The 21,727-nt window shown below is 63.4% G+C and carries 24 protein-coding genes; 16 read left to right on the forward strand and 8 right to left on the reverse strand.

The features are described 5' to 3' along the window. Positions 1 to 30: 30 nt before the first annotated feature. Together HYH07_RS03020 and HYH07_RS03025 are read right to left on the reverse strand one after the other, a co-directional pair. Complete coding sequence (locus HYH07_RS03020; protein ID WP_220001061.1) at positions 31 to 633, reverse strand: PQQ-dependent catabolism-associated CXXCW motif protein; 603 nt, start codon at positions 631 to 633, stop codon at positions 31 to 33. Beyond that, the gene (locus HYH07_RS03025; protein WP_228749182.1) at positions 630 to 1,463 is read right to left on the reverse strand and encodes a substrate-binding domain-containing protein; all 834 of its coding nucleotides are present in this window, start codon (positions 1,461 to 1,463) and stop codon (positions 630 to 632) included. The genes HYH07_RS03020 and HYH07_RS03025 overlap by 4 nt, the downstream gene beginning before the upstream one ends. Positions 1,464 to 1,717: 254 nt before the next feature. On the opposite strand from HYH07_RS03025, the gene HYH07_RS03030 reads away from it, so the two are divergent. After that, on the forward strand, positions 1,718 to 2,566 hold the full coding sequence (locus HYH07_RS03030) for a quinoprotein relay system zinc metallohydrolase 2 (RefSeq protein WP_409363874.1): 849 nt from the start codon (positions 1,718 to 1,720) through the stop codon (positions 2,564 to 2,566). A 56-nt stretch (positions 2,567 to 2,622) separates the two neighbouring features. After that, on the forward strand, positions 2,623 to 3,438 hold the full coding sequence (locus HYH07_RS03035; protein ID WP_228749183.1) for a quinoprotein dehydrogenase-associated SoxYZ-like carrier: 816 nt from the start codon (positions 2,623 to 2,625) through the stop codon (positions 3,436 to 3,438). A gap of 113 nt (positions 3,439 to 3,551) precedes the next feature. Here the strand turns inward: HYH07_RS03035 and HYH07_RS03040 are convergent, their stop codons facing one another. Continuing rightward, complete coding sequence (locus tag HYH07_RS03040; protein ID WP_220001065.1) at positions 3,552 to 3,911, reverse strand: hypothetical protein; 360 nt, start codon at positions 3,909 to 3,911, stop codon at positions 3,552 to 3,554. 121 nt (positions 3,912 to 4,032) lie between these two features. Here HYH07_RS03040 and HYH07_RS03045 point away from each other — a divergent pair, with 121 nt between their 5' ends. The 4 genes from HYH07_RS03045 to HYH07_RS03060 are packed head-to-tail and all read left to right on the forward strand — an operon-like array spanning position 4,033 to position 6,826. Beyond that, a complete protein-coding gene (locus HYH07_RS03045) occupies positions 4,033 to 4,974 on the forward strand; it encodes an ABC transporter substrate-binding protein (RefSeq protein ID WP_220001211.1) in 942 nt (313 codons plus the stop codon). A gap of 1 nt (position 4,975) precedes the next feature. Next, on the forward strand, positions 4,976 to 5,713 hold the full coding sequence (locus tag HYH07_RS03050) for an ABC transporter permease subunit (protein ID WP_220001066.1): 738 nt from the start codon (positions 4,976 to 4,978) through the stop codon (positions 5,711 to 5,713). Continuing rightward, positions 5,703 to 6,425: an ABC transporter ATP-binding protein gene (locus HYH07_RS03055; RefSeq protein WP_220001067.1), complete on the forward strand. Its 723-nt coding sequence runs from the start codon at positions 5,703 to 5,705 to the stop codon at positions 6,423 to 6,425. Before HYH07_RS03050 ends, HYH07_RS03055 begins: the two co-directional genes overlap by 11 nt. Positions 6,426 to 6,472: 47 nt before the next feature. After that, positions 6,473 to 6,826 carry a hypothetical protein gene (locus HYH07_RS03060; protein ID WP_220001068.1) on the forward strand — a complete coding sequence of 118 codons (354 nt, stop codon included), beginning with the start codon at positions 6,473 to 6,475 and terminating at the stop codon, positions 6,824 to 6,826. Between the two features lie 10 nt (positions 6,827 to 6,836). On the opposite strand, the gene HYH07_RS03065 is transcribed toward HYH07_RS03060, so the two are convergent. The 4 genes from HYH07_RS03065 to HYH07_RS03080 form a co-directional block, all read right to left on the reverse strand. Beyond that, entirely contained in the window at positions 6,837 to 7,046 is a 210-nt protein-coding gene (locus tag HYH07_RS03065) for a hypothetical protein (protein WP_220001069.1), read from the reverse strand. 104 nt (positions 7,047 to 7,150) lie between these two features. After that, positions 7,151 to 8,056, reverse strand: a complete 906-nt coding sequence (locus tag HYH07_RS03070; protein WP_220001070.1) for a hypothetical protein — start codon at positions 8,054 to 8,056, stop codon at positions 7,151 to 7,153. 24 nt (positions 8,057 to 8,080) lie between these two features. After that, positions 8,081 to 8,161, reverse strand: a complete 81-nt coding sequence (gene pqqA / locus HYH07_RS03075) for a pyrroloquinoline quinone precursor peptide PqqA (RefSeq protein WP_215616223.1) — start codon at positions 8,159 to 8,161, stop codon at positions 8,081 to 8,083. Positions 8,162 to 8,344: 183 nt separating this feature from the next. Then, on the reverse strand, positions 8,345 to 8,737 hold the full coding sequence (locus tag HYH07_RS03080) for an EF-hand domain-containing protein (RefSeq protein ID WP_220001071.1): 393 nt from the start codon (positions 8,735 to 8,737) through the stop codon (positions 8,345 to 8,347). A 337-nt stretch (positions 8,738 to 9,074) separates the two neighbouring features. Here HYH07_RS03080 and HYH07_RS03085 point away from each other — a divergent pair, with 337 nt between their 5' ends. The 4 genes from HYH07_RS03085 to HYH07_RS03100 all read left to right on the forward strand — a co-directional run bounded on the left by HYH07_RS03085 (position 9,075) and on the right by HYH07_RS03100 (position 12,661). Then, a complete protein-coding gene (locus HYH07_RS03085; RefSeq protein WP_220001072.1) occupies positions 9,075 to 10,739 on the forward strand; it encodes a methanol/ethanol family PQQ-dependent dehydrogenase in 1,665 nt (554 codons plus the stop codon). A 21-nt stretch (positions 10,740 to 10,760) separates the two neighbouring features. Then, on the forward strand, positions 10,761 to 11,117 hold the full coding sequence (locus HYH07_RS03090; protein WP_220001212.1) for a cytochrome c: 357 nt from the start codon (positions 10,761 to 10,763) through the stop codon (positions 11,115 to 11,117). After that, positions 11,114 to 12,052 (forward strand): ABC transporter substrate-binding protein, encoded by a 939-nt coding sequence (locus HYH07_RS03095; protein ID WP_220001073.1) that lies wholly within the window; start codon positions 11,114 to 11,116, stop codon positions 12,050 to 12,052. The genes HYH07_RS03090 and HYH07_RS03095 overlap by 4 nt, the downstream gene beginning before the upstream one ends. Positions 12,053 to 12,235: 183 nt before the next feature. Further along, the gene (locus HYH07_RS03100) at positions 12,236 to 12,661 is read left to right on the forward strand and encodes a hypothetical protein (RefSeq protein ID WP_220001213.1); all 426 of its coding nucleotides are present in this window, start codon (positions 12,236 to 12,238) and stop codon (positions 12,659 to 12,661) included. Positions 12,662 to 12,671: 10 nt separating this feature from the next. Here HYH07_RS03100 and HYH07_RS03105 read toward each other — a convergent pair whose 3' ends face one another. Further along, on the reverse strand, positions 12,672 to 13,640 hold the full coding sequence (locus tag HYH07_RS03105; protein WP_220001074.1) for a helix-turn-helix domain-containing protein: 969 nt from the start codon (positions 13,638 to 13,640) through the stop codon (positions 12,672 to 12,674). Positions 13,641 to 14,157: 517 nt separating this feature from the next. Here HYH07_RS03105 and xoxF5 point away from each other — a divergent pair. The 6 genes from xoxF5 (at position 14,158) to HYH07_RS03135 (ending at position 21,684) form a co-directional block, all read left to right on the forward strand. After that, the gene (xoxF5, locus tag HYH07_RS03110) at positions 14,158 to 15,960 is read left to right on the forward strand and encodes a lanthanide-dependent methanol dehydrogenase XoxF5 (RefSeq protein WP_220001075.1); all 1,803 of its coding nucleotides are present in this window, start codon (positions 14,158 to 14,160) and stop codon (positions 15,958 to 15,960) included. Positions 15,961 to 16,072: 112 nt separating this feature from the next. Beyond that, complete coding sequence (locus HYH07_RS03115; protein ID WP_057750890.1) at positions 16,073 to 16,561, forward strand: c-type cytochrome, methanol metabolism-related; 489 nt, start codon at positions 16,073 to 16,075, stop codon at positions 16,559 to 16,561. Between the two features lie 61 nt (positions 16,562 to 16,622). Next, positions 16,623 to 17,732 (forward strand): S-(hydroxymethyl)glutathione dehydrogenase/class III alcohol dehydrogenase, encoded by a 1,110-nt coding sequence (locus tag HYH07_RS03120; RefSeq protein WP_220001076.1) that lies wholly within the window; start codon positions 16,623 to 16,625, stop codon positions 17,730 to 17,732. 30 nt (positions 17,733 to 17,762) lie between these two features. Beyond that, positions 17,763 to 18,326, forward strand: coding sequence for an S-(hydroxymethyl)glutathione synthase (gene gfa / locus HYH07_RS03125; protein WP_220001077.1), 564 nt, complete (start codon positions 17,763 to 17,765; stop codon positions 18,324 to 18,326). A 591-nt stretch (positions 18,327 to 18,917) separates the two neighbouring features. After that, on the forward strand, positions 18,918 to 19,370 hold the full coding sequence (locus HYH07_RS03130; protein WP_057750899.1) for a (2Fe-2S)-binding protein: 453 nt from the start codon (positions 18,918 to 18,920) through the stop codon (positions 19,368 to 19,370). 1 nt (position 19,371) lies between these two features. Further along, positions 19,372 to 21,684, forward strand: coding sequence for a molybdopterin cofactor-binding domain-containing protein (locus tag HYH07_RS03135; RefSeq protein WP_220001078.1), 2,313 nt, complete (start codon positions 19,372 to 19,374; stop codon positions 21,682 to 21,684). Positions 21,685 to 21,727 lie beyond the last annotated feature (43 nt).

The raw sequence follows: 21,727 nt of genomic DNA on the forward strand, positions 1-21,727 counted from the left end.
GCGCTCGCAATGACGGGGAGACAGCCGGGCCTACTGCTCTGGCCGCGGCTCCGGCTGCGCCTCCTGCGTTGGCAGCTTCGCGTGCTCCCAGCCGTCGGTGCCGTCAGGGTACCAGGCAACGTTGGCATAGCCGTAAGCCAGCGCGCGCTTGGCGGCGTTCCAGGACATCCAGCAATCGGCGAGGCAATAGATCACCAGCAGCGCGGCCTTGTCGTCATGCGAGGCCTGCGCAAGGCCACGCTGGAAATAATCGTCCATCGCCGGCGGCAGCGCGCCGTAGCCGGTGTCGGGTAGCCAGATGCTGCCCGGGATATTTTTCCGCGGCGTATCGCGCCAGACCGTGCCCGCGGGGAGGTTCTTCGGCTTCGGTGCACGCGGCAGCACATCGACGAAAGCACCGCTCTTCGCCCGCCAGATTGCCTCGGCGTCGGCCGTCGTCAGCACGCTCGCGCCTTCCAGCGTCGCCGGCACCGGCGCGCGGTAATTGTCGGTGCGATAGCCCTCCGGCTCGAACGGCTCCTGCTGCCGGGCCTGACCTTGCTGCGCCGACACTTGCTGCGCCAACGCCTGCTGCGCCAGCACTTGCGCCACCAGCGCAGCGGCGACGAGCGCAGCGGCCAGGGGCCATCTCATGGCGTCTTCTTGGCCGCCTCCACGCCGAGCGGCCTGTCATTCTCGTCGAGCAGAGGCACACCGAAGTCGAGCAGGATCTTGTTGATCTCGCCCTGGTTTTCCTGGATCAGCTTGTTGAGCTGCCGCTTCCAGTTCTGATCCGCGGCGCGCACGCCCATGCCGATGCGATAGACCAGTTTTGGCCCTGAGCTTTCCTTCACCAGCGGCGTCACGTGCAGCGAGCCGGCCTTCTTGGCGTAGTACCCCGCCATCGGCCCCCACAGCACACCGGCATCGATCTTCCCCGAGGTGAGATCGTCGATCATGGCCTGCGCCGAATTGGTGTAGCGTGTGTCGATCATCAACGGATAGGGCTTGGCGTCGCTCATCAGCCCGGCAATCGCCATGTTGGTCGCCGGCGGCGTGCCGGCGATGATACCGACATGCTTGCCCTTCAACTTGGGATCTTCGAGCGTGTCGACATTCTCGAGCCCGCTGCCCTCTTTCGCAACCAGCGCATAGGTGGTGCGGTAATAGGGATTGGTGCCCTGCACGATGTCGTCGCCCTGCGGGAAGCCCATGATGACGTCGCAACGATGCGCACCCAGCGTCATGCGCACGAAGCCTGTTGCTTGCGGAAAGAACACGTAGTCGAGCTTCTTGCCGAGCTTGTCGGCGAACAGCTCGGCGAGCTTGTTCTCAATGCCCTCGCCCTTCTCGTTGGAGAACGGCATGTTGCGCGGGTCGGCACATACCCGCAGCACCTTGGGATCGACCAGCTCGAACGAGAGGTCGCCGCCGTCACTCGTCTGCGCGCGGGCCGCGCCGCCGATCGCACAAGAAGCCGCCATCACGCACAGTGAAACCAACCAGCGACGATGTCGTCCGGCCTCCATCGCGCTTCCTCCTCATTTCCTTCGAATGCTATCCATGCAAGGCAGGACGCACCCTCTTTTGTTTGCCAAACCTGGTGTTGGCTCGTTGTGTTGCACTGCAGTGAGGCCAGGTCCTGAACTGAGGCGGAAAAGTGTCACAGCTCGTTTCAAAGATCGCAGCCCTATCTCTGCTTGGACTCGCGACGCTAGCACGCACTGGGGCAGCCGAATTGCCTGTAAGCGAAGTCGCGGTCGGAATCTTCGTGCACTCCGGGACCATCGCCGTGATGACCCGCGAGAACGAAGGCGATATCGCCAATGTCGGCTTCATTGTCGGCGAGGACGCAGTGGCCGTGATCGACACCGGCGGCAGCCTGCGCGAAGGCGAGGCGCTGCTGGCGGCGGTACGGGCGCACACCAGGAAGCCGATCCGCTATGTCATCAACACCCACGGCCATCCAGACCATGTGTTCGGCAATGCCGCCTTCCTCGCCGACGGAACCAGCTTCGTCGGCCACAGCAAGCTGCCGCAGGCGCTGGCGACGCGCGGCCCCTATTATCTCGACAATTTCAGGCGCATCATGGGCGGGGAGCTGATCGATCCCGTGAAGATCGTGCCGCCGACCGTGCTGGTGAAGGACACGATGACGCTCGATCTCGGATCGCGCCTGATAACCTTGCGGGCGTGGCCAGCCGCGCACAGCGACAACGATCTGACCGTTTTCGATGAGACGACCCAGACGCTGTTTGCGGGCGATCTGGTCTTTTTGCACCATATTCCGGTGATGGACGGCAGCATTCGTGGCTGGCTCGCCTTGCTGAAGCAGTTGGAGGCCATTTCGGCGGTCCGCGTCATTCCCGGTCACGGCCCTGTGAGCGATTGGCCTGCCGCACTGTCGGACGAACGGCGTTATCTCACCACGCTGCTGTCGGACGTCCGTACCTCGAACAAGAAGGGCGAGCCGATCCGGACCGCGGCCGAGAAGGCCGCCGCGACGGAGCGGTCGCATTGGGAACTGTTCGACGATTACAATGCCCGCAACGCAACCGCAGCATTTTCTGAAATTGAATGGGAGTAGTGGGCGCGCTACCTTCGCCCTGTTACTCGCCTCGTCCGCATAGGACCTTGATCGTGATGGGATGCATACGCCGCCTGCCGCTGATCGCCGCGCTGCTCGGCATCGCCTTTGCGCTGCCTGTGAGCGCCGACGAGGCTTACGATCCCTGGCCCGGCCTGGTGCAGGATATCTTCAACAACCGTCCGATCAACGACGGCGCCGAAATCATCGCCATCGAGATGCCCTATCGCGCCGAGGATGCGGCGATCGTGCCGGTGACTTTGCGCAGCAAGCTGTCGCCCGCTGACGTCAGGCGCATCCGCTCGATCACGCTGGTGATCGACCGCAACCCGGCGCCGATGGCCGCGAAGTTTGAGCTTGGCGCAGATGCGAATGTCAGCGAAATCTCCACGCGCGTGCGCGTCAACAACTACACCGATGTGCATGCGGTCGCCGAACTCAGCGACGGCCAGCTCTACGTCTCCAAGACCTATGTGAAGGCCTCAGGCGGCTGCTCGGCGCCGGCGGGGAAAAACGCGGAGGAAGCCCAGAACCACCTCGGCCAGATGCGCTACCGGCAATTCGCGCGCGAGGACCTGCCTGCGAGCCGCATCCGTGAGGCCCAGATCATGATCGGCCATCCCAACAATTCCGGCCTGCAGATGGATCAGGTCACCCAGCTCTATATCCCCGCTTTCTTCATCAACCAGCTGAAGCTAACGCAGGACGGCAGCCCGGTGCTGTCGATGGAAGGCGGCATCTCGATCTCGGAAGATCCCAATCTGCGCTTCACCTATGTCTCCAACGGCGCCAAGCGATTCCGCGCGGAGGCCAAGGACACTGACGGACACGTGTTCCGGAATGAGTGGGACGTGGAGAAATCCGGAACGTGACGCTGTCAGCCGTCGTGGCCGGGCTTGTCCGGGCCATCCACGAGCTTTAACCCAAGAACGTGGATGCCCGGGACAGGCCCGGGCATGACGAATGCAGTTGGCAAGGCTAGCCGTCAAAAACACCTCACCTCGGCCTCGGCCTGCGCCCTGCGCAAATCATTCACGGCCGCATTCGCCTGCTCGGAGGTCCGGAACTGGGTACCGAGATTGCCGCGAACCTGGGACATGCTGAGCGCGGTCTCTGCAGTGACATAGCGTTCATAGGGGACGATCGAGGCGACCACGTCGATCGAGCAGGAGCACTGCTCGATCGCCTGCCGCGTCTCGCCATTGGCCTTCATGCAGCCATAGACATATTCCGCGCGCGCCGATGTCGGATAATCATTGGCCTCCTCGGCCCTGGCCGCATACACGGTCGCAGCGAGCACAACCACAGCGGCGACAACAGGTCGTATCTGTCCCGCAAAGCTCATGAGCATCCTCCCGGCTGGTTGCGATGGAAGCTATGCTATGCCTATTGTCCTGAGAAGCACTCTATCCGAGGAAATGGCTCACAAGGTGATGAGAGTTCTGGCACGAACAATAGTGCTGGCGATGATGCTGGCGCTGGGCACGGCGGCCCACGCCGCTGATGTCATCCGCCTTGCGGTGCAGAAGACCGGAACGTTCTCCTGGGAACTGGCGACGATCCGCGCGGCCGGGCTCGACAAGGAGGCCGATCTGTCGCTGGAGGTTACCGAGCTTGCGAGTCCCGAGGCCGGCAAGATTGCGATGCGTGCCGGCAATGCCGACATCATGCTCTCGGATTGGCTGTGGGTGTCGCGCGAGCGTGCGCTCGGCGCCAAGCTGACCTTCTATCCCTATTCCAGCGCGCTCGGCGCGGTGATGGTGCCCGCATCCTCGCCGATCAAGACGCTGGCCGAGCTTAGGGGGCGCAAACTCGGCGTCGGCGGCGGCCCGATCGACAAGAGCTGGCTGTTGCTGCAGGCGCGGATGAAGCAGGACGGCATCGACCTCAAGTCGGAAGCCACGATCGTCTATGGCGCGCCGCCCCTGATCGCCGCCAAGGCGCTCGACGGCGAGATGGATGCGAGCCTGAATTTCTGGAATTTCTGCGCCCAGCTCGAGGCAAAAGGTTTTCGGCGCCTCGCCGGCATCGAGGACATCTTGCCGAACCTCGGCGCCAAGGGCGCGGTCTCTGCCGTCGGCTATGTGTTCGATGAGGGCTGGGCCGCCAGCCATCGCGACGCGGTGGCGCGCTTCCTCGCCATGACCCGCAAGGCCAAGCAGCTTCTGGTCACCTCCGATGCGGCCTGGGACGAGATCGCCCCCCTCACCGGCGCGAGCGATCTGGCCATGCTGAAAACGTATCGCGACCGCTATCGCGACGGCATTCCGCGCCGGAGCATCAGTGACGAGGAGGCGGATGCGCGCGTGCTCTATCGCGTGCTGGCCGAGATCGGCGGCCGTGACCTGGTCGGGCCGGCGGCCGAGCTCGATCCCGGCACGTTCTACCATGCCGTCCCCGGAGACTGAGGTGCTGCGCATTCTGTCGATTGCCCTGCTGCTTGCGATCTGGTGGACAGCCGCGCTGTTCGTCGGCGGCGCAAAACTGCCCTCCCCGCCTGTCGTACTCCACGTCATCATCGCGGAAGCGGCGTCAGGCGCGCTGCTCCTGCATCTCGGTGCCACGCTTGCGCGCGTTGCGCTCGCCTTCGCGCTCGCGATGTCGGTCGGCAGTGCCATCGGCTATCTGATGGGACGGGTGACGCTCGCGGACCGCCTCGGCGATCCCTGGCTGATCCTGCTGCTCAACCTGCCGGCGCTGGTGGTGATCGTGCTGGCCTATATCTGGGCCGGGCTCACAGAGGCCGCGGCCATCACAGCGATTGCCATCAACAAGCTGCCGACCGCGGTGGTCACCTTGCGCGAAGGTACGCGCGCACTCGACCGTTCGCTCGACGAGATGGCGAGCGTCTTTGCGATGCCGCGCTGGCGCGCCTTCCGTCATGTCGTACTGCCGCAGCTTGCCCCCTATATCGCGGCCTCCGCCCGCTCCGGCCTGTCGCTGGTCTGGAAGATCGTGCTGGTCGCCGAGCTGTTGGGACGGCCGAACGGTGTCGGCTTCGAGATCGGCGTCGCCTTCCAGCTGTTCGACACGCCGCGCCTGCTCGCCTATTCCCTGACCTTCGCCGCGGTCGTGCTCGTGATCGAGACGGCGCTGGTGCAGCCGTTCGAGGCCCGCGCAACGCGGTGGCGGCCCCGTGCGGCTTGAGGTCGACATCACAGGCAAGACCTATCGGAGCGCTGCGGGTGGACCGCACGAGGTGCTCTCGCCGATCAAATTCGCGATTCAGTCCGGCGAGGTCGGCGTGCTCGTCGGCCCCTCAGGCTGCGGCAAGAGCACGATGCTGCGCATCATCCTCGGGCTCGACCGCGACTTCGACGGCCATGTCGCCCGCCCGCCGGAGGCACGGATCGGCATGGTGTTCCAGGAACCGCGGCTATTGCCGTGGCGCTCGGTCGAGCAGAATGTGCGGCTGGCAGCGCCCGGCGTCACCGACGGCAAGCTGTCGGAGCTGTTCAGGATCCTCGAGCTGGAAGCGCATCGCAGTCACTTTCCAGGCGAATTGTCGCTGGGCCTTGCCCGCCGCGTCGCGCTCGCCCGTGCCTTCGCAGTCGAGCCCGATCTGCTGGTGCTCGACGAACCGCTCGCCTCGCTCGACGACGCCCTCGCCGGCCGCCTGCGCGACGAGATCGCGACGCTGGTGGCGAGCCGTCCCGTGATGACGCTGCTGGTCACCCACAGCCTCGAAGATGCCATCCGTCTCGGCGACCGCCTGTTCTTCCTGTCGCCCCGCCCCGCACGCATCGTGCAGGAGCTGCCGATCGCGATTCCGCGCGCGAAACGGAACGAAGTTGAGCTCGCCAGGATCAGGGCGGAGATCAGGGCGGAGCTTGCGGCGTCGGAGCTTGAAACGAAATGAGAACTCGTGATCAACTAAGTTCAACGAGATTGTCGTGGGAGGTCACCATGCGCCGCCAGCTGATTGCGATCGGCATCCTGTTGATTGCGATGACGGGCGCCACGCTCGCGCAGACCAAGAGTAAGGGCATCCGGCTCTGGAATTTGACCAGCGAAACGATCTCCGGCTTCCAGCTCGCGCCATCAGGCAAGACCGACTGGGGCCCGAACCAGTGCCTGAACGACAAGGACAAGGAGGTCGACCACGACGAACGGCTGCGCATCACCGGCGTCGAGCCCGGCCGCTACGACGCCAAGGTGAGCTATCCCAATTCACGGCAATGCATCGTCCGCGACATCGAGATCAAAGCCGACGCAGTGTTCTCGATCTCCGACAAGGATTTGAAGGATTGCACCAAGTAACGTTCGCGCGTCACGCCTTGTCATGCGTATGCGGAAATTCGCAGCGCCAGCGCACCGCCTGCCATTTCGGGTGATCACCGATCCATTGCGCGATATAGGGCGGCGCGGCCATGGAGCATTGCGCCGGCGAGCCGCCAAAATTGAAGACCAGATGCTGCTCCTCGCAGGTCGCAGGCGAGAGCACCACACACACAGTCACCACCAGGTCGATCGGATTCATGCCGGGATCCTCGCGCGGGAGCGATTGAGACTAGCACAAAGGGCTACGTTTCCCGTAGCTGCAAGTTTCAAACGCGCGTGAGGACAAGCGGGGAACCTCTCCTGCTAGAAGTTGATCCCGAACACGACCCGCGCCTGGTGGCGCTCGAAATTGACGAGGTCGAGATTGGCACTTGATCCCGCCGGGCGGCCCCAGGCCTGCATGCTCCAGCTCAGGGTCAGCCGCGATTGCTCGGAGAGCTGGACATAGGCCGTCGGTCCGACGAACAGGGCCTGGCCTGCGAACTCGCCAAGGCCAATGCCTTCGTATTGGCGGAAGTAGCGCAGCTCTCCTCCGAGCAGGACATCCGGCCGCACACGCACCATGCCGGCGAATGCGGCGCCGATGATCGAGCTCCTCTCCGACTGGCCTGACACCTCGAACCGCGCCCATTCCGGCTGGTAGATCAGATTGAGCGCGCCGATCACGAAGTTCGGAATCAGCTCGCGATCGAAGGCGAGCGTGAAATTGGTGCCGTACATCCGCCCCTTCGCGCCGCTGACCTCGTCGATGCGATCGCCATGTGTCTCGGCGGCGATGGTCATCCCGAAGGGGGCGTTCTCGCGGCCGAGCAGGCGATAACGCAAATCGAGCGAGAGGCCCTGGAAATTGAACTGGCGGCGGTCATCGATGTCAGGGACGCCGGTGATGTCATGCAGCGTCACGGTGCCGCCGACCTCGACGCGAAAATTCGGCAGCGGCACGACCTCAAGCTCGACCTCGTGCTCGAGGGCGCGATAGGTGCCAGCGCCCTTGCCGAAGCGTCCCGTCGTCTGGGTCTGGAATTCGCGCTCGCCCTGATTGCCGACATCGCTGCCGATCATGAAGCCGAAGATGTGCTCGGTATCAAAGCCCTCTTCGGCGCTCACACCTGCTGGCGCGAACGCGACGATGCACGCAACTGCAGTCCGGAATGTGGAAGCCCCCAAGCGCATGCCGAACACTACCACGGCTTCGGCGGCATCTGCCATCGAAGCCGTGGCAGATCGTCGGTCTTACTTGCGCACTGCGCAGGCGTACATATTGATTTCCATGCCGACCGGCACTTCCACGATCTTCGGAGCTTTCCAGGCCATTCGGGGTCTCCCCAGGTATTGAGCCAAGTATTGAGCGCGACATCGCGCCGGGCAAAACCTAGGGCTGCCTCAGGCACAGCGCAAGTCTGGAATCGGACCGCGAACACGGCGAAGTATCGAATAACACGCGCAAATTTCGCTCTCGGACAAACCGCCTTCGCTCCCAGTCAAGCGCTGACGATCTCAGCGCAACAATCGCAGCAAGGCGCGACCCGCTGGCGAATTCAGCTCCTTGGCGTCGAGCGTGCCGTCCTTGTCGGGATTTGCTGCGTTGAATCGCTGCTCCACGACGGCGAGATATTCATCGAGCGTCAGCGTGCCGTCGTGATCGGGGTCGGCGGCGGCGAGTTCTTTCGCCGTCAGCCGTCCGCGCAGTTCGCGCGCATCGAGCGTCCCGTCATGGTCCGGATCGAGCTTGGCAAACAGCGCGGTTGCAGCCTTCTTCACCTCGGCCAGATCGAGCGTGCCGTCATTGTCGGTGTCGAACGTCTTGACAGCGCTGGCGGATGCCGACCAGGCCGGACCCGACACCACGGCAAACGTGAACGCAAGCGCAACTGAGCGACGCGATATCATTTTGACCTCCCTGGCCATGCCCCGATTCACCGGGATCGCAACAACATAAGTCCGCAAGACGGCCGCGGTTCAAGCGCGGAATTGCAATCTGCGCACTGCACAACTGGCGGAACCGGACGGTCTGTGCGCCCGCTGATCGCAGGCCTTGCACCATACCGCGGAATTTTCTCAGCGTCTGCGCGCAAGTCGGAGTTGTTCGTCAGATTCCCGTCAGGTGACAAGCGTCCGGCATCCAACATATCAGCAGCGCAGTTTCGACTTTCGTATTGACGTGTTTTGCTTTCGGGCGGAGTGTTGCAATCGCAGCGTCAAAAGACGCGCATATTGGGAGGAACGGATGAAACGCCTTGCGATGGCCGCGAGCCTCGTCATATCCGCATGCTCGGTTGCGAGCGCACAGACGACCGATCAACTGGTCAAGGGTGCAACCGATACGTCGAACGTTCTCAATTACGGGATGGGCTACAATCTTCAGCGCTTCTCGACGCTGAACCAGATCAACAAGGACACCGTCAAGAATCTGGTCCCGGTCTGGAATTACTCCTTCAACGACGATCGCAGTGAGGAATCGCAGCCGCTGGTCTACCAGGGCGTGATCTACGTCACCTCGCACAACGCGACCATGGCGGTCGAGGCCAAGACCGGCAAGCAGATCTGGAAATCCAAGATCGAATATCCGGCCGAGACACCGCGCATCGTCTGCTGCGGCATCATCAATCGCGGCGCGGCGCTGTTCGACGGCAAGCTGTTCCGCACCACGCTCGATGCCAACGTCATCGCACTCGACATCAAGGACGGCAAGGAGCTGTGGCGGCAGAAAGCGGCCGACATCAAGGAAGGCTACTCGATGACGGTGGCTCCGCTGGTTGCCGACGGTGTCGTCATCACCGGCATCTCCGGCGCCGAATTCGGCACCCGCGGCTTCATCGACGGCTGGGATCCGGCGACGGGCAAGCACCTCTGGCGCACCCACTCGATCCCCTCGCCGGACGAGCCCGGCGGCGACACCTGGAAGGGCGACACCTGGAAGCTCGGCGGCGGCTCGACCTGGATCACGGGGTCCTATGATCCCGAGCTGAACACGGTCTATTGGGGCATCGGCAACCCCGGCCCGTTCAATTCGGCCGTGCGCCCCGGCGACAATCTCTACACCTGCTCCGTACTGGCGATGGATCCCAAGACGGGCAAGATCAAGTGGCACTACCAGTTCTCGCCGAACAACCCGTTCGACTATGACTCGGTGGCCGAGATGGTCCTCGCCGACATGAATGTCGAGGGCAAGCCGACCAAGGTGCTGATGGATGCCAACCGCAACGGCTTCTTCTACGTGCTCGATCGCACCAACGGAAAGCTGCTCGCGGCCAATCCATATGTGAAGGTGAATTGGGCGACCGGCGTCGACATGAAGACAGGCCGCCCGATCGAGACCGACGTCGTCAAGGATGCCCGTGACGGCAAGAAGGTCACGGTCTATCCGTCGATCCTCGGCGGCAAGAACTGGGAGCCGATGTCGTTCAACCCGCAGACGGGCCTTGCCTACGCCAACACGCTCGCCTTCGGCGGCAGGTACAAATCGGAGCCGGTCACCTTCAAACAGGGTGAATGGTATCTCGGCATGGACCTGACCGATCCCTGGGAATGGGGTGACGGTGCGCGCGGCCATCTGAAGGCGATCGATCCGATGACCGGCAAGGCGAAGTGGGAGGCGGCCAGCGACATCCCGCGCTTCTCCGGCGTGCTGTCGACTGCGGGCGGCGTCGTCTTCACCGGCGCGCTGACCGGCGAGTTCGAGGCCTTCGACGCTGACAGCGGCAAGAAACTCTGGCAGTTCCAGACCGGCTCCGGCATCGAGGGGCAGCCGGTGACCTGGCAGCAGGACGGCGTACAATACGTCGCCGTCACCAGCGGCTATGGCGGCGTCTACTCGCTGTTCTCCGGCGACGAGCGGCTGGCCAAGGTGCCGCCCGGCGGCTCGCTCTGGGTCTTTGCGGTGAAGCAGTAGCGGCAAGACACGTTGCAAGACATCTTGAGAGACACAGCTCACAGGACGGTGGCGAGGATCGCCACCGTCGCGGTGCTGACGGTCGCGCTTGCGGCGACCGTCCGTGCCGCGGATGATTCGAACGGCAATCCGCTGCAGGCGCAGATCGACCACGGCAAGTCGACCTATGCCGAAAAATGCTCGCACTGCCACGGCCCCAACCTGATGAACTCCGGCACCATCACCCCGGACCTGCGCGCCTTCCCTGACGACAGGACGCGCTTCGTCACCACCGTGAAGAACGGCAAGAACAACAAGATGCCGCCCTGGGGCGATATCTTAAGCGACGATGACATCGGCAATCTCTGGGCCTTCATTTCGAGCCGGAGGAAGCCATGAGACAGCGGCTAGCGGCGCTCGCGCTCCTGACGATCCTCGCAGTTCCGGCGACGGCAGCCTCGACGTCAGCTCGGGCCGCCGATCCCCTTTCCATCTGTCTCAACGAGGACCTCCCGCCGCTCTCGGCGCATCACAAGGGCAGGCCGGACTCAGGCTTCGACGTGCTGCTGGCGCAGGCGATCGCGGACCGGATGGGACGGCCGCTCAAAATCCAATGGTTCGAGAGCAAACTGGATGAGGATTCGAGCCCGCAGCTCGAGGCCAACGCACTGCTGTCCGACGGGCGCTGCTCCCTGATCGGCGGCTACGCGCTGACGACGGACTCGCTCGTCAAGCCGGGCGTGCCAACGGCGCGGCTGCCGGATTTTGCCGGCGCCACGCGCGACGACCGCCGCCGCCGCGTCACACTCGGCGTGCTGGCGCCGAGCAGACCTTACCTCTATTCGCCGATGACGGTCGTCCTCGGCCCGAAGGCGCGCGAGCGCAAGATTGCCGACATCGGCGATCTCGCCGGGCTTCGCCTCGCCATTGAAAGCGGCTCTCTCGGCGATGCCATCCTCATGACGTTCGACAAGGGGCGGCTGATCGACAACATTACCCATCTCGTCCCCGGCCGCGACGACCTTCTGGGCGCGCTCAATCGTGGCGACTATGACGCGACCCTGATCGACCTCGCCCGCTACGACGCCCATCGCGCCGCGCATCCTGATACGGCAATCGCCGCCTCCGGCTATTATTATCCGATCGGCGCCAATCGCGGCTATGTCGGACTTGGCAGCGATCCCAACTTGATCGAGGCCGTCGACAAGGCGCTGGCGGATCTCGCCGCCGAGGGCAGGATTGACGAACTCGGCAAGCAGGCTGGCCTGACCTATCTGCCGCCACGCGAGCCCGCGATCCTCGGCGATGTCTGGACGAAGATCATTCAGCGGTGAGGTGGCCGCCGCGCGTGCCACCACGTCACCAGTGTCATGCCCCGGCTGGACCGGGGCATCCAGTACGCCGCGGCCTATAGACTCAATCACACCATCTCTGGAATACTGGATCGCCCGGTCAAGCCGGGCGATGACAGCGAGGATGTGGTGCGGCCGTCGCTCCGCACGCAAGAGGCCGAGCGCATGAAACCCGATGCTGTCGCCGTCGCAGCCCTGGTCATCCTGCTTTTCCCGATGGGCTATTTCCTGCTGGCCTCGCCCGCATTCCTGCTGGTGAAGCTGGACATTCCGCCCGTCACGCAGCTGCTGCGCGGGATGTTCAACATCCAATTCAGAATGATGGCTGTGACCGGCGTCCTTGCGACCGTGGCTTTCCTCGTCGCAGGTCGGCCGCTTTTCGCCACCGGCATCGGCCTGATCGCGGCCCTCGCGATCCGGGGACGCGGCTGGTTCATGCAACGGATGGACGACGAGCTCAGCGCCAGGGATGCCGGCGACACCGAGGCCGTGCGCCGACTACGCCGGTTGCATTGGAGCGGAATGCTCTGCAACGCAATGCTGGTCGCGGCGCTCGTGACCAGCATTCCCTACGTCGCCATGTCGAGTTAAGCAGGCCGGCCTATGTCTCGCCCGCTGCGATGGCACCCTGCTGCGCCTTGTGGATCGATGACGGCACCACGCCGAAATATTTCCGGAATACGCGGCTGAAATGCGATGAGCTGGAGAAGCCCCAGGAGAATGCGACGTCGGTGATGGTCTTGCCGCCGTGGGCTTCGAGCTCCTGACGGCAGTTCTGCAGGCGCGCCTGCCAGATGTAGTCGCTCACCGTGGTGCCGCGCTCCGAGAACAGCATGTGCAGATAGCGCTTGGAACAGCCGAGCTCGGCGGAAATCTGGTCGATGCACAGATCGGGATCGCGCAGATGCTCGCGGATGAAAAATTGGGCACGCACATACATCGCCTCGGGCCCGACCCGATCGAACATCGTGTCGGCTTCGCGCAGCGGCAGCAGCAGCAGGTCGATCAGCGAATCGGCAACGCCGACCGCGGTGTTGGCCGACAGCTTCGCCGCCTCGTCGAACGTGGCATGGACGAAATCGTGGGCGATCCGCCCGGTGCCCGTCTTGGCCGACAGCTTGCAGGCCGGCATGCGCTGTGACGGGAAGCCGCGATCGCGCAAAAGCGCTTTGGGCACGATCACCACGTCGTGGCGCGTGAAGGCGGGACTGACGATCAAGTGCGGACAGGAGACGTCATAGGCGATGATGTCGCCCGGGTTCAGCTCGATATGGCGGCCTTCCTGCTCGAAGTAGGACACGCCATAGGTTTGGAAGTGAATCTTGATGTACGGGTGTTCGTTGGCCTTGGCCCGCGCGAACGTGTGCGCGATGCGATGCTGGCTGACTTCGATCTGACAGAGCTTCAGCCGCGAGACCGTCGTGTAGTCGATGCGCCCTTCGAGCGAGGATGCCTCCAGCGGATCGACATCGAAATGACCACACAGATTCGTCAATCCGTCCACCCAACTCTGGATCTGCCGCTTGGGCGTCAGTCCCTTCGTCGAGAGCGTGTGAATTGTGTCGGACATTAATCCAGCCACTGGTGTTGTCAGGAGATCCCATGCGAATCGCGGCCAGTGCCTGCTGAAGCCCTCAGCCATGATTGCGTGACGTTTACCTCAAATTTGGGCGGTCTTTTGAAACGAGCGCCACGTTCCATCGCCACCCTTGACGGTTAATCCTCCGCCTTAGTTGTACCGCCGTCAAGCGGAACCTGAGCGTTCAACAGAGCACCGCATCGCACTGAAGCCGCTGAATTCGCTACCGCAAAATCAAAAACTTTGCGTTCGTGCGCTGTCGAGCAAAGCAGGTTCACTCTTGGGCAAGTTTCCCGTTGGCGAAGTCGTTAGGGATTGCGGCAGGAACAAAAAGAACGGGCCGCTCCTGCACGCGGACCCGTAGCTCTCATCAGGAGGAGGAAACAGCACGGCATCGTTTCTGGTCCCCCCCGCGTGACCGCCCTGCACGAGCAGATGCCGGACGAGAAGCCCGGTGATTAAGCAAACGCTTCGGAAACAATAAACGAGACCAACGGAGGAAATGACTATGCGCAAGGTGCTACTGGCGACCTTTCTTGGCTCCGCGGCGGCTCTCGCCGTCGGGAACGCGTCGGCCAATGACGAACTGAACAAGATGTCGCAGAACCCGAAGGACTGGGTGATGCCGACCGGCGACTATGCCAACAGCCGCTACTCCAAGCTCAATCAGATCAACGCACAAAATGTCGGAAAGCTCCAGGTCGCCTGGACCTTCTCGACCGGCGTGCTGCGCGGCCACGAAGGCGGGCCGCTGATCATCGGCAACATCATGTATGTCCATACGCCTTTCCCGAACAAGGTCTACGCCCTTGACCTTTCCAACGAGAACAAGATCGTCTGGAAGTACGAGCCGAAGCAGGATCCGAACGTCATCCCGGTGATGTGCTGCGACACGGTCAACCGCGGCCTCGCATTCGGCGACGGCAAGATCTTCCTGCACCAGGCCGACACGACCCTCGTCGCGCTCGACGCCAAGACCGGTCAGGTCGCATGGACCGCCAAGAACGGCGACCCGAGCAAGGGCGAGACCGGCACCTCGGCCCCGATGGTGGTCAAGGACAAGGTGCTGATCGGTATCTCCGGCGGCGAGTTCGGCGTTCAGGCCCACATGAGCGCCTACGACATCAAGACCGGCAAGCTGGCCTGGCGCGGTTATTCCGAAGGCCCTGATGACCAGATCCTGGTCAACGACAGCACCACCGCACTCGGCAAGCCGGTCGGCAAGGATTCGAGCCTGAAGACCTGGCAAGGCGATCAGTGGAAGATCGGCGGCGGCGCCACTTGGGGCTGGATTTCCTACGACCCCGAGCTGAACCTGATCTACTACGGATCGGGCAACCCCTCGACATGGAATCCGAAGCAGCGCCCCGGCGACAACAAATGGTCGATGACGATCTGGGCACGTAACCCGGATACCGGCGTTGCGAAATGGGTCTATCAGATGACGCCCCATGACGAATGGGACTATGACGGCGTCAACGAGATGATCCTCTCGGATCAGTCGATCAACGGCCAGGCCCGCAAGCTGCTGACGCATTTCGATCGTAACGGCCTCGGCTATACGCTCGATCGCGCAACCGGCGAGCTCCTGGTCGCCGAGAAGTACGATCCGAAGGTGAACTGGACCTCCGGCGTCGACATGGACAAGAACTCGCCGACCTATGGTCGTCCGAAGGTGCTCGACGCAGCTTCGACCGACAAGGCGGGTGAGGACCACAACGTGAAGGGCATCTGCCCGGCCGCGCTCGGCACCAAGGACGAACAGCCGGCAGCCTACTCGCCGGACACGCAGCTGTTCTACGTTCCGACCAACCACGTCTGCATGGACTACGAACCGTTCAAGGTAAGCTACACCGCGGGCCAGCCCTATGTGGGTGCGACGCTCTCGATGTATCCGCCGCAGGGCGATACCAACATGGGTAACTTCATCGCCTGGGACGGCAAGACCGGCAAGATCGTGTGGTCGAACAAGGAGCAGTTCTCGGTCTGGTCGGGTGCGCTCGCAACCGCCGGCGGCGTGGTGTTCTACGGCACGCTCGAAGGCTATTTGAAGGCGGTCGACGCCAAGACCGGCAAGGAGCTCTACAAGTTCAAGACTCCCTCCGGCATCATCGGCAACGTCACCACCTATGAGAACGGCGGCAAGCAGTATGTCGCAGTGCTCTCGGGCGTCGGCGGCTGGGCCGGTATCGGTCTGGCAGCGGGTCTGACTGATCCGACGGCGGGCCTCGGCGCGGTCGGTGGCTACGCGGCCCTCAGCAACTACACGGCACTCGGCGGCACGCTGACCGTGTTCTCGCTGCCCAACTAGCCTCTGTTCAGTATCGCTCCGGCGCGTGGATCAACCTCCACGCGCCGGCTCGTCTCCACCGGATGCCTTCGAGGAACATCTCTTGCGTAAAATCTGCTCTGTCATGGCTCTGATGATCTTCGTTGCGTCCGGGGGAATTGCTGTCGCGGACGGCTCGGGCGATCCGGCCGCCGTCAAGCAGAACGAAACTGGCGAATGGCTCGATAAGGACGGGAATCCGACCTTCAAGGTCAACGGCGACTCCGTCGACTGGTATACCTATTCCGGATACCGCCGCTATCACTCGGACTGTCACGTGTGCCATGGCCCCGACGGCATGGGCTCGACCTATGCGCCCGCACTGAGGGATTCGCTCAAGACGATGAGCTATGGCGATTTTCTCGGCGTTGTCGCCTCCGGCCGCAAGAACATCTCGACCGCTTCGGAGAACGTCATGCCGGCCTTCGGCGATAACCCGAACGTCGCCTGCTACATGGACGATCTCTACGTCTATCTGCGCGCCCGCTCCAACGACGCCTGGGGCCGTGCCCGTCCCGGCAAGCATGAGGACAAGAACGACGCCTACACCAAGAATGAAGACTCGTGCATGGGCAAGAAGTGAACGTTTGCAGCCGATCTGAGACTTACGTCTTGGCATCCTTCGAGAATTTGAGGAGTTACCGATGAAGACACGTGCCGCCGTCGCTTTCGAAGCCAAGAAACCGCTCGAAATCGTCGAGGTCGATCTGGAGGGGCCGAAGGTCGGCGAAGTCCTGGTCGAGATCAAGGCGACGGGCATCTGCCATACCGACGCCTATACGCTCGACGGTTTCGACAGCGAAGGGATATTCCCGTCGATCCTCGGTCACGAGGGCGCCGGCATCATCCGCGAGATTGGAGCAGGCGTGACCTCGGTGAAGCCGGGCGATCATGTCATTCCGCTCTACACGCCGGAATGCCGGCAGTGCAAAAGCTGCCTGAGCCAGAAGACCAATCTCTGCACCGCGATCCGCGCGACGCAAGGCAAGGGCGTGATGCCTGATGGCACCAGCCGCTTCTCCTACAAGGGCAAGCCGATCTACCACTATATGGGCTGCTCGACCTTCTCCAACTACACGGTGCTGCCGGAGATCGCGGTGGCGAAGATCCGCGAGGACGCGCCGTTCGACAAGAGCTGCTACATCGGCTGCGGCGTCACCACCGGCGTCGGCGCCGTGGTGAACACCGCGAAGGTTACGCCCGGCTCCAACGTCGTCGTGTTCGGCCTCGGCGGTATCGGGCTGAACGTGATCCAGGGCGCCAAGATGGCCGGCGCCGACAAGATCATCGGCGTCGACATCAACGACTCCAAGGAGGAATGGGGCCGCCGGTTCGGCATGACCGACTTCGTCAATCCGAAGAAGCTCACCGGCGACATCGTCCCGCATCTCGTCACCCTGACCGACGGCGGTGCCGACTACACCTTCGACTGCACCGGCAACACCACAGTGATGCGCCAGGCGCTGGAAGCCTGCCATCGCGGCTGGGGCACCTCGATCATCATTGGCGTTGCCGAAGCCGGCAAGGAGATCGCCACCCGTCCGTTCCAGCTCGTCACCGGCCGCAACTGGCGCGGCACCGCCTTCGGCGGCGCCCGCGGCCGCACCGACGTGCCGAAGATCGTCGACTGGTACATGAACGGAAAGATCCAGATCGATCCGATGATCACCGACACGCTCAAGCTCGAAGACATCAACAGGGGCTTCGACCTGATGCATGAGGGCAAATCGATTCGTTCAGTCGTCGTGTTCTAGCACAAGCGTCACCCGAAGGAGGATCGACCCATGACTGTTGCACTCCACCCATCGATCGATAACGGCGTCAAACAAGGTACCGGGCACTTTGCCGGCGGAACGCTCGTCTGCAAATGCAGGGATCATCAGGTCAAGGTCGGCGTCAAGGGCGACGTCGCCCACAACCATGCCTGCGGCTGCACCAAGTGCTGGAAGCCGCAGGGCGCGACCTTCTCCGTCGTCGCCGTGGTGCCGCGCCAGAACGTCACCGTGCTCGAGAACGGCGACAAGCTCCAGGTGGTGGATCCCTCCGCGGTGATCCAACGCCACGCCTGCAAGGCCTGCGGCACGCACATGTACGGCCGCATCGAGAACAAGAACCACCCGTTCTATGGTCTCGACTTCATCCATCCCGAGCTGTTCCAGGAGCAGGGCTGGCAGGCGCCGCAATTCGCCGCCTTCGTCTCCTCTGTCATCGAATCCGGCGTGAAGCCCGAGCAGATGGCCGGCATTCGCTCGCGGCTGAAGGAAATCGGGCTCGAGCCCTATGACTGCCTGTCACCGGCACTGATGGATGCGATCGCGACCCACGTGGCGAAGGCCAAAGCCGCCTGACAAAGCTGCGTGAGCAAAGCCGCTGACGATGTCCCTTCGGCTCGCTGGTGCGCCAGCGAGCTGAATGGGTGCAATGCGCTTCGTGCATACGAGCGGGTTCCGCTCCCTCAGTCTTGGTCTCTGAATGACTGCGCGCTGCCGCCCTCTTCGGTCTTGAAGTCAGCGCGGCCCAGCGATTCTCCCTCCCTCGACTGAGGACGACTGCTTCGTCCGCCCAGTCCCTCTGGCGGACGAAGCTTTTTTCACTCTTCGATTTTGCGATCGCCGTCGCGCGAGCCGCTGCCGCGCCCTGCTTTTGACAAACCCCCGATGCAATCTGTTCACGCCAAGGACACCCGGCCGTGAACGCCGGTCCGGCGCGTTTCCTGCTACGGTTCGCGTCGCCACGATGCCGAACGAATTCAATCAAACAAGAACAAAACGGGAGGTATCGCGCACATCAGGACATCACGATTCGCATTACAGCTTCCCGCCGGGACCTGCTCGTGTGGGATGACGAGCCGGAATGCGGTCACACGACGCTACGGACATTGCGCCGATCGAAATCGGCCATGTCGAAATCAGCAAGCTTATGAAGAGCGAGGGACTATCATGATCAAGGTGAAGATCAACGGCCAGGAACAGAGCTGGGACGGCGACCCGGATCTCCCATTACTCTGGTTCCTGCGCGACGAAGCCGGGCTCACAGGCACTAAATTCGGCTGCGGCCAAGCGCTGTGCGGTGCCTGCACCGTCATCGTCGACAAGGAGGCGGTGCGCTCCTGCATCACCTCGATCAACGACGTCGCGGGGCGCGAGGTTACCACGATCGAGGGGCTGCATCCGAGCGGAGATCATCCCGTCCAGAAGGCCTGGCGCCAGGTCAACGTCCCCCAATGCGGCTTCTGCCAGGCCGGCCAGATCATGCAGGCCGCGGCCCTGCTGATGGACAATCCCAAGCCATCGCATGACCAGATCCGCGAGGCGATGTCGGGCAACATCTGCCGCTGCGGCTGCTATCAGCGTATCGAAAACGCCGTCCACCTCGCATCGACGGGAGTGTGACATGAATTTCATCGACAATCCCGGCAAGCTCCGTGGCTTCGAAAAGAACATCAAGGTCGAGAAGGTCTCGCGCCGCAGCATCCTGAAGGGGCTCGGCATCACCGGCGGCTTCGTGCTCGCCGCACCCGTGATGACGCGCCAGGCCTTTGCCTATGAGACCGGCGCCGGCAACATGCCGCACGGCGTCGTCGTCGATCCGCGCGTCTTCGTCGCGGTCGCGCCTGACGGCACCGTCACCATCCTCGCCCACCGCTCCGAGATGGGCACCGGCGTGCGCACCAGCCTGCCGCTGATCGTGGCCGAGGAGATGGAGGCCGACTGGTCCAAGGTGAAGGTCGAGCAGGCCCATGGCGACGAGGTCAAGTTCGGCAACCAGGATACAGATGGTTCGCGCAGCACGCGGCACTATCTGATGCCGATGCGCCAGATCGGCGCCTCCGCCCGCATCATGCTGGAGCAGGCCGCGGCCAAGCGCTGGAACGTGCCGGCGACCGAGGTCAAGGCGGTCAATCACGAGGTCGTTCACAGCAGCAGCGGACGCAAGCTCGGCTTTGGCGAGCTGGCTGCCGATGCCGCCAAGGAATCGGTGCCGGCTGTCGAAGGCCTCAAGCTGAAAGACCCCCGGGATTTCCGCTATCTCGGCAAGGGCCAGGTCGGCATCGTCGATCTCCACGACATCACCACCGGCAAGGCCCGCTACGGCGCCGACGTTCGGCTACCAGGCATGAAATACGCCGTGATCGCGCGCCCGCCGGTCACCGGCGGCAAGCTCACCTCATTCGATCCGGACGCGGCGCTGAAAGTGCCCGGCGTCGAGAAGGTGCTGAAGGTTCAGGGCTGGCCGTGGCCGTCAAAATTCCAGCCGCTCGGCGGCGTCGCGGTGATCGCGCGCAACACCGGCGCCGCGATCAAGGGCCGCGACGCGCTGAAGCTGGTCTGGGATGACGGCGCCAACGGCAAATACGACTCGGTCGCCTACCGCAAGGAGCTCGAGGAGGCCGCGCGCAAGCCGGGCCTCGTCGTGCGCCAGGAGGGTGACGCTGACGCCGCGTTGAAAACCGCCGCCAAGGTCGTAACAGGCGAATATTATCTGCCGCATCTCGCCCATGCCAGCATGGAGCCGCCGGTCGCGGTCGCCGACGTCAAGGGCGACAAGGCGGAGATCTGGGCGCCGGTGCAGAGCCCCGGCGGCACCCGCGAGGATGTCGCCAAGACCCTCGGCATCCCCGAGGCCAATGTCACCGTCAACGTCACGCTGCTCGGCGGCGGCTTCGGCCGCAAGTCGAAATGCGACTTTGCGCTGGAGGCCGCGCTGCTGTCGAAAGAGCTCGGCGTACCGGTGAAGGTGCAGTGGACGCGCGAGGACGACCTCCATCACGACTTCCTGCACACCGTCTCGGTGGAGCGGATCGAGGCCGGCCTCGACAAGGACGGCAAGGTGATCGCCTGGCGGCATCGTAGCGTGGCGCCGACCATCGCCTCGACCTTCGCGGCCGGTGCCAACCATGCGGCGTCGTTCGAGCTTGGCATGGGTCTCGTCGACATGCCGTTCGAGATCGCCAACATCTCCTGCGAGAATCCGGAAGCCGCGGCGTTCACTCGCATCGGCTGGTTCCGATCGGTCTCGAACATCCCGCGCGCCTTCGCGGTGCAGTCCATGGTCGGCGAGATCGCCAATGCGACCGGCCGCGACCAGAAGGAGACGCTGCTCGCGCTGATCGGCAGCCCGCGCATCGTCAAGCCCAATGTCAAGGACCTCTGGAACTACGGCGAGCCCTATGACAGCTACCCGATCGACACCGCGCGCCTGCGCAAGGTGGTCGAGCTGGTCGCCGAGAAGGGCGAATGGGGCCGTCAGGTGCCGAAGGGCCACGGGCTCGGCATCGCCGTGCACCGCAGCTTCGTCAGCTATATCGCTACCATCGTCGAGGTGGCCGTCGACGAGAAGGGCAAGCTGACGGTGCCGCGGGTCGACACCGCGATCGACTGCGGCACCTATGTCAACCCGGAGCGCATCGCCTCGCAGATCGAGGGCGCCGCGATCATGGGCCTGAGCCTCGCCAAATATGGCGCGGTCACCTTCAAGGACGGCAAGGTGGAGCAGAAAAATTTTGACGACTTCCAGCTCGTCAGGATCGACGAGGCTCCACTGGTGACCAACGTCCACATCGTGCCCCCCGGACCTGACACGCCGCCGAGCGGCGTCGGCGAGCCCGGCGTGCCGCCGTTCGCACCGGCGCTGATGAACGCGATCTTCGCGGCAACCGGCAAGCGCATCCGCGCGCTTCCGATCGGCAAGCAACTGGAGGCGTAACGGAACACAAGCGGCCTCGCGCCGTTTGTCTTCGATCTGACAG

This window comes from Bradyrhizobium sp. BR 10261 (genome assembly GCF_019455395.1).
Taxonomy (GTDB): Bacteria; Pseudomonadota; Alphaproteobacteria; order Rhizobiales; family Xanthobacteraceae; genus Bradyrhizobium; species Bradyrhizobium manausense.